This is a genomic window from Sulfurimonas sp., from assembly GCF_026991475.1.
Lineage (GTDB): Bacteria > Campylobacterota > Campylobacteria > Campylobacterales > Sulfurimonadaceae > Sulfurimonas.
This window is the reverse complement of sequence record NZ_JALXBK010000054.1, coordinates 1-6,629: the sequence shown is the minus strand read 5'-3', so window position 1 is coordinate 6,629 and position 6,629 is coordinate 1. Positions and strand designations below refer to the sequence as shown.

The following is a 6,629-nucleotide window of genomic DNA, read 5'->3' as shown; positions in this document are numbered from 1 at the left end:
ATATGAAGCAAAAGTTGAAGAGCTTTTAACAATCCAAGAGAAAGAGGAAGAGATAGACAATGGATGAAAAAGCATACAAAGCTAAAAGAGCCTCTGAAGTAACGCAACTCGGTAGTACTCAAACGCAGTACAAATACGAATACGATCCGACTCTGCTTGAAACATTTGAAAATGTTCACCCTCAAATGGACTACTGGGTAACACTCAATGCTGATGAGTTCACTTCACTCTGTCCTAAAACAAATCAACCTGACTTTGGCACACTCATTATTAACTATATTCCAAACATTAAAATGGTTGAGAGTAAATCACTCAAACTCTATCTTTTTAGCTTTATGAACAGTGGAGAATTTCATGAAGATGTTGTCAATAAAATTGGAAAAGATTTGGTGAAGCTGATGGAACCAAAATACCTTGAAGTTATTGGGCTCTTCTACCCACGAGGAAACATTAGCATACATCCTGCGTTTAGCTACTCTAATGGAGATGAAAAGTATAATGAAATAGAAAAATATAGATTTTTAAACCGAAATCTCAACCCTCAAAGGATAGGCTAATGCAGCTTCAAAAAGTAGATATAGTAAAAAATACAAAACTTCAATATCTCTCTCATGAGTTACTCTTTCTTGCAAAGAGTGGACAACCTTATCGTGGTAGTGTCTATGTTAATTTTATGAGTTTAGGGGAAACTTTTAATCTTTTAGACTTTAAAAAGTACATTACTTCACTTCGAGATAAAAAACTAAACGCAGAAGATATTGCTTATGAGATATTTTTAACTATTACAAAAAGTATAGAGACACAAAATTTAGGAATTGTTGTAGATTTAACAGCCCGTGGAGGGATACAACAGAGAATCAGCTATGGAAATGAATTTAATGTTGTACACAAAGAAAATATTTTTCAAGTAAGGTAAAAATACCTTACTTATTTATGTGCATCTTTTAAAGAGTCTGCAATTAAAAATGCAAGCTCTAGTGATTGGTCTGCGTTTAAACGAGGATCACAATGTGTATGGTAACGAGAACTTAAATCCTCTTCTCTTACTCTAAAACTACCACCAATACATTCTGTAACATTTTTACCAGTCATCTCTAAGTGAACACCACCACCAAAAGTTCCTTCAGAACGATGCACTTGAAAGAACTGTTTCATTTCAGTTAAAACATCATCAACAGGACGCGTTTTATAACCATTTGAAGATTTAATAGTATTTCCATGCATTGGATCGCATGACCAAACAACATTTAACCCCTCTCTCTCAATAGCACGAATAAGCTGTGGCATATGCTCACCAACTTTGTTTGCACCCATTCTTACAATGATATTTAAGCGTCCTGCTTCATTATCTGGATTTACAGCTTGAGCTAATCTTACTAAATCTTCAGGATCCATAGATGGTCCAGCTTTAATTCCAATAGGATTTTTAATTCCTCTCATATACTCAACATGAGCACCATCAAGTTGGCGTGTTCTATCTCCTATCCATACCATATGTGCTGCTACATTATACCAATCACCAGTAATAGAATCTTTACGCGTAAATGCTTCTTCATATGGAAGTAAAAGTGCTTCATGTGAAGTAAAAAAGTCTGTCTCACGAAGTGTTCTATATGTTTTTGAAGTTACACCACACGCTTCCATAAATTTCAAAGATTTTTCAATATCTTCAGCAAGAGCTTCATACTTTTCACCTATTTCACTTTTATGGGCAAAATCAAGATTCCACTTGCTTACTTTATGTAAATCAGCCAAACCACCTGATGCAAAAGCACGAAGTAAATTTTGTGTTGCAGTCGCTTGATTGTATGCTTTTATCATTCGCTCAGGATCAGGAACACGCGCCTTTTCATTGAAGTCTATACCGTTAATAATATCGCCACGGTAAGAGTCAAGTGTTATACCATCTAAAGTTTCTGTGTTTGATGAACGGGGCTTTGCAAACTGACCACCAAGACGCCCTACTTTTACAACAGGAAGTCCACCAGCATAAGTCATCACAACTGCCATCTGCATTAATGCTTTAAAAGTATCACGAATATTATCCGCATGAAACTCTGAAAAACTCTCAGCACAGTCACCACCTTGTAGTAAAAAAGCCTTTCCTTGTGCAACACTTGCAAGTTGTTCTTTTAAAGATCGAGCTTCTCCAGCAAATACTAATGGTGGATAATTTCTCAATTCAGAAAGAACTGATTCAAGTTTTACCTGATCAGGATAAGTTGGTTGTTGCAATATCGGTTTTTCTTGCCAGCTAGATGGAGTCCAATTACTCATAGTAGAACCTTATTAAATTATATTTTTGTTATTTTAGCCAAAATATCTCTCAGAAAAGCTTTTTTTATGCTTAAAAATGTATAATTGCGTAAATTCATGCTATTACTTTTGACTACTTTTGACAAAAGTTATTTGGAGACATATGAAAAAAGATGATTTAAAATCTTTAGTAACTCAAATTTATAACAATATTTTACACAATATTGATACTAATAATGAGACTACTAAAGAAGAGATAGCAGATGCACTCAAACATGCTTCAGATACCCTACGCACAATATCTAATTCAAGGGTAGATTCTGTAGACCAAGCAAAAGCAATTCTCGCAAATTCTTATAAAGAGCTTGCAGAAAAATCGTTATCATCTTATAAAAGCAGTAATGACTCGTTTAAAAAGATAACAAAAGAACATCAGGAGACATTGAGCCAACATCAAAATGAGTTAATAGATTATCCGTCTATTAAGAATAAATTTGATGCATTACAAAATAATATGTCTGATGAAGTAAAAAAAGCAAATGAACTTATAACAAAACTTTCAAAAGAGGTTAGAGAGTTAGAAAAAAGTTCTAATTTAGACCCTTTAACAAAAGTTTTCAACAAAGGTGCATTGGATAAGTATCTGGAAAAGATATGTAACAAAGGTTATATAAAGCATGAACTACACCTGCTTATATTAGATGTAGACGACTTTAAACAGGTAAATGATTTACATGGTCATATAGCTGGAGATAAAGTACTTATTTATCTTACAAAATTACTACGCAATACACTCCGTGATGGTGACAAACTATTCCGTTTTGGTGGTGAAGAGTTTGTGATAATTCTCAACAGAGTAGAAGAGAAGTCTTGCCTTGAAATTACACAGCGTATTTTAAATTTAGTACGATCAAACCGTTTGATTTATAAAGGCAAGTCACTCTCTGTAACAATAAGTATTGGGGCGACTTCTTATCATGAAGGAGATACTCCTACTACCCTTATAGAAAGAGCAGACAGAGCGCTTTATGTATCGAAAAACTCTGGAAAAAATCAAATGAATGTGGAGATGAAAAATGGAATTTAATTATTTTGACCTTATTGCATCAATAATAATATTGTTGCTTGGGCTAAAAGGGATACTTAACGGTTTATTTAAAGAGGCATTTGGGCTTATTGGCATAATTGGAGGTCTCTTTGTCGCTTCTCGTGTAGGAGATAAAGTAGGAGCATATTTAAATGAGAACATATTTAATTTTTCTAATGCTTCGGCAATCAGCTTTACAGGCTTTTTATTTACATTGGCAGTTTTTTGGTTGGCTATGATAGCAATTGGATTTGCTTTTAAAAAGTTAAGTTCTCTTAGTGGTCTCGGTCTAGTTGATAAAATCCTCGGATTTGTCTTTGCTGCAGGTAAGTTTTTTCTTATTGCTGCTGTTATTGCCTTTGCCATATACAATATTAAAGCCATCCGACCTACTCTTGATTCGGCTATGAAAGGAAGCGTGCTATTTCCTGTACTTGTTGAAACCGGTGGTTATATCATGAAAATTGATCCGACTGAAGTTAGTAGTGATATTAACACAACTATAGATAAGGCAACTCAAAAAGTTAAAGAAAATATTCAAGAGAATGTAGAAGAACAAGTAAAAAAAGTAGTCAATAGCACTAAAGAGCAGATGCAACAATCCGAATCAGAAGCGGAATCAGAAGCAAAAGTGGAACCAGAAACAAAACCAGAACAAGAACAAGAATCAGAAAAAACTACAGAGAAGTAAGATGCAAAACATTACAACTGACTTTAATGACAGAACCATTAAATATGAGCAGCTTTTAGAAAATTTCAAAAAACTGCTTAAGGCGAATAGTTTAAAATTCACTATACAGCGCGAAGTCATTTTAGAAACACTCTATAATTCAGATGAACATCTCACGCCAGAGTCTTTGCACCATCTTATACAAGAGAAGTATCCGGAATTAAAAACTGGAATTGCTACTGTATATAGAACCCTTTCTTTACTTGAGGATTCAAATGTTGTTACTTCTCTCTCTTTTGGTGCACAAGGAAAAAAATATGAACTTGGTGCAAAAGAGCATCACGACCATCTAATATGTACTGAATGTGGCGAGATTACAGAGTTTGTAGATGAAGAAATAGAAAAACGCCAACATGCCATTACCGATGAACTTGGTTTTAAAATGAAAGACCATTCTATGCAGATTTACGGTATCTGCAAAAAATGTCAAGAAAAAAATAGATAATTATAAAAAGGAAAATTGATTGTTCAGTAATAAATTCATTCAACAAAGAATTGAGAAAGCAGATATACTAAGAGAGGCAGGGATAAATCCTTACTCAAACCAGTCTAAAAGAAATACGACTATAGAAAAATTTTTAAATGTAAACGCAGATATTGAGCAAAAAGAAGACAAGCGTGATGCAACACGTCTCTATATTGTTAGTGGACGCATAAAATTTCTTCGCATTATGGGAAAAGCAAGTTTTGTTAAGATAGAAGACGAAAGTGGAATGCTACAACTTTATGTAGCAAGAGACAATCTTGCTGAAGGTTTTTACAATACTATTTTCAAAAAGAACATTGAGGTAGGTGACATTATAGAAGTACATGGCTACCCTTTTGTTACAGGTCAAGGAGAACTTTCTCTTCATGCTGATGATTTAAAAATTTTAACAAAAGCAATTAGTCCACTTCCTGAAAAATTTCATGGTATTACAGATAAAGAGGTTCGATACAGAAAACGCTACCTTGATTTAATTATGAATACAGAAGTGAGAAAAACTTTTCAAACCCGTTCTCGTGTTATCTCTCTTACAAGAAGATTTTTTGAAGACAAAGGATTTTTAGAAGTAGAAACTCCAATGATGCACCCAATAGCAGGGGGAGCAAATGCAAAACCATTTGTTACACATCATAATGCACTTGATGTAGATAGATACCTAAGAATTGCTCCAGAACTTTACCTAAAACGACTTATAGTCGGTGGTTTTGAAGCTGTATTTGAAATCAACAGAAACTTTAGAAATGAGGGAATGGATGCAACTCATAATCCTGAATTTACCTCTATAGAATTTTATTGGGCATATAAAACATATAAAGATTTAATAGAAATTACAAAAGAGTATTTTCAGTATCTCTTTGAGCATTTAAAACTTCCAACACTTTTGCCTTATGGAGAGTTAAAAGTTAATTTTAACAATTTTCAAGAGATTCCACTTATTGAATCACTTACTATTATTGGTGGCGTGCCAGCAGATATAGTAAATAATAAAGCAAAAATTATTGCATACTTAAAAGAGAAAAATCTTGATGTCAATGAAAAAATGAACCTAGGACAACTTCAAGGTGAACTCTTTGATGAATTTGTAGAAGAGAAACTCATCGACCCTACTTTTATAACAGAGTACCCAGTTGAGATTTCACCACTTGCAAGACGAAGTGACACAAATCCAGAAATCACTGAAAGGTTTGAACTCTTTATTGCAGGGCGTGAAATTGCAAATGCTTTTTCAGAGCTTAATGATCCACTTGACCAATTAGAACGCTTTGAGGGACAAATGGCTGCCAAAGATTGTGGTGATGATGAAGCGCATGAGATGGACAGCGACTTCGTTGAAGCTTTAAGTTATGGTATGGCTCCAACAGCTGGACAGGGAATAGGAATTGACCGACTTGTTATGCTTCTTACAAATGAGCATAGCATCCGTGATGTATTACTTTTTCCTGCTATGAAACCTCTTAATGGTGAGACATGTGAAGAGGCTGCCCAAGAAGAAGAGTAGAAGAAATTCTACTCTATTTCGTTTCAACTAAACGAGACTGATACTCTTTTGGATGTTTACATACAGGGCATTTTTCAAGAGCTTTTTTCCCATAATAAATATGTCCACATACTTCACAAATCCACGCTTCTTCTTCATCGCTCTCAAACTCATGATCAGCATTAAGTCTTTCTAAAAGCATCGTATACATTTTTTCATGTTCAACTTCTACTTTTCCAATAGCACTAAAGAGTCTTGCAGCCTCCTTATCACCTTCAGCTTTTGCAACCGCAGCAAAATCAGGATACATACTAGAATTTTCGTAATGTTCACCATTAATAGCATATTGTAAGTTTTCAGCAGTTGTACCAAAATTATTTTCTCTCTCAAACTTCATTCTATTGTGTAATGCCAATTCAAGTTTTGCATGCTCTTTTTCATTATTTGCAGCTCTTTGAAAATGTGCCGCTATATCTCTATATCCCTCTTTTTGAGCCGCTTTTGCATAGTACTCGTATCTATTTCTTGCTTGAGATTCTCCTGCAAATGCTTTCATAAGATTTACTAAAGTAAGTGATTTTGTAACCATTTG

The 6,629-nt window shown here is 34.3% G+C and carries 8 protein-coding genes; 6 read left to right on the top strand and 2 right to left on the bottom strand.

Features of this window, described 5'->3' with window-relative positions; all coding sequences use genetic code 11:
• Positions 1-59 precede the first annotated feature (59 nt).
• On the top strand, positions 60-557 hold the full coding sequence (gene queF, locus MV589_RS04445) for a preQ(1) synthase (RefSeq protein WP_297432454.1): 498 nt from the start codon (positions 60-62) through the stop codon (positions 555-557).
• On the top strand, positions 557-916 hold the full coding sequence (locus MV589_RS04440) for a hypothetical protein (RefSeq protein WP_297432452.1): 360 nt from the start codon (positions 557-559) through the stop codon (positions 914-916). The genes queF and MV589_RS04440 overlap by 1 nt, the downstream gene beginning before the upstream one ends.
• An 11-nt stretch (positions 917-927) precedes the next feature.
• On the opposite strand, the gene MV589_RS04435 is transcribed toward MV589_RS04440, so the two are convergent.
• Positions 928-2,277, bottom strand: coding sequence for a class II 3-deoxy-7-phosphoheptulonate synthase (locus tag MV589_RS04435; RefSeq protein WP_297432450.1), 1,350 nt, complete (start codon positions 2,275-2,277; stop codon positions 928-930).
• 142 nt (positions 2,278-2,419) lie between these two features.
• Here MV589_RS04435 and MV589_RS04430 point away from each other — a divergent pair, with 142 nt between their 5' ends.
• Genes MV589_RS04430 through lysS form a run of 4 tightly spaced genes read left to right on the top strand, consistent with a single transcriptional unit; the run spans position 2,420 to position 6,058 of the window.
• Positions 2,420-3,343, top strand: a complete 924-nt coding sequence (locus MV589_RS04430; RefSeq protein ID WP_297432447.1) for a diguanylate cyclase domain-containing protein — start codon at positions 2,420-2,422, stop codon at positions 3,341-3,343.
• The gene (locus tag MV589_RS04425; protein ID WP_297432445.1) at positions 3,333-4,034 is read left to right on the top strand and encodes a CvpA family protein; all 702 of its coding nucleotides are present in this window, start codon (positions 3,333-3,335) and stop codon (positions 4,032-4,034) included. Before MV589_RS04430 ends, MV589_RS04425 begins: the two co-directional genes overlap by 11 nt.
• 1 nt (position 4,035) lies before the next feature.
• Positions 4,036-4,518: a Fur family transcriptional regulator gene (locus MV589_RS04420; RefSeq protein ID WP_297432443.1), complete on the top strand. Its 483-nt coding sequence runs from the start codon at positions 4,036-4,038 to the stop codon at positions 4,516-4,518.
• Positions 4,519-4,537: 19 nt separating this feature from the next.
• A complete protein-coding gene (gene lysS / locus MV589_RS04415; RefSeq protein ID WP_297432441.1) occupies positions 4,538-6,058 on the top strand; it encodes a lysine--tRNA ligase in 1,521 nt (506 codons plus the stop codon).
• A gap of 13 nt (positions 6,059-6,071) precedes the next feature.
• Here the strand turns inward: lysS and MV589_RS04410 are convergent.
• The coding region (locus MV589_RS04410; RefSeq protein WP_297432439.1) for a rubrerythrin family protein at positions 6,072-6,629 on the bottom strand (558 nt) is incomplete at its 5' end.

Coding starts and splice junctions, on each gene's coding strand:
- queF (WP_297432454.1), top strand. CDS start 60: ATGGATGAAAAAGCATACAAAGCTAAAAGAGCCTCTGAAGTAACGCAA.
- MV589_RS04440 (WP_297432452.1), top strand. CDS start 557: ATGCAGCTTCAAAAAGTAGATATAGTAAAAAATACAAAACTTCAATAT.
- MV589_RS04435 (WP_297432450.1), bottom strand. CDS start 2,277: ATGAGTAATTGGACTCCATCTAGCTGGCAAGAAAAACCGATATTGCAA.
- MV589_RS04430 (WP_297432447.1), top strand. CDS start 2,420: ATGAAAAAAGATGATTTAAAATCTTTAGTAACTCAAATTTATAACAAT.
- MV589_RS04425 (WP_297432445.1), top strand. CDS start 3,333: ATGGAATTTAATTATTTTGACCTTATTGCATCAATAATAATATTGTTG.
- MV589_RS04420 (WP_297432443.1), top strand. CDS start 4,036: ATGCAAAACATTACAACTGACTTTAATGACAGAACCATTAAATATGAG.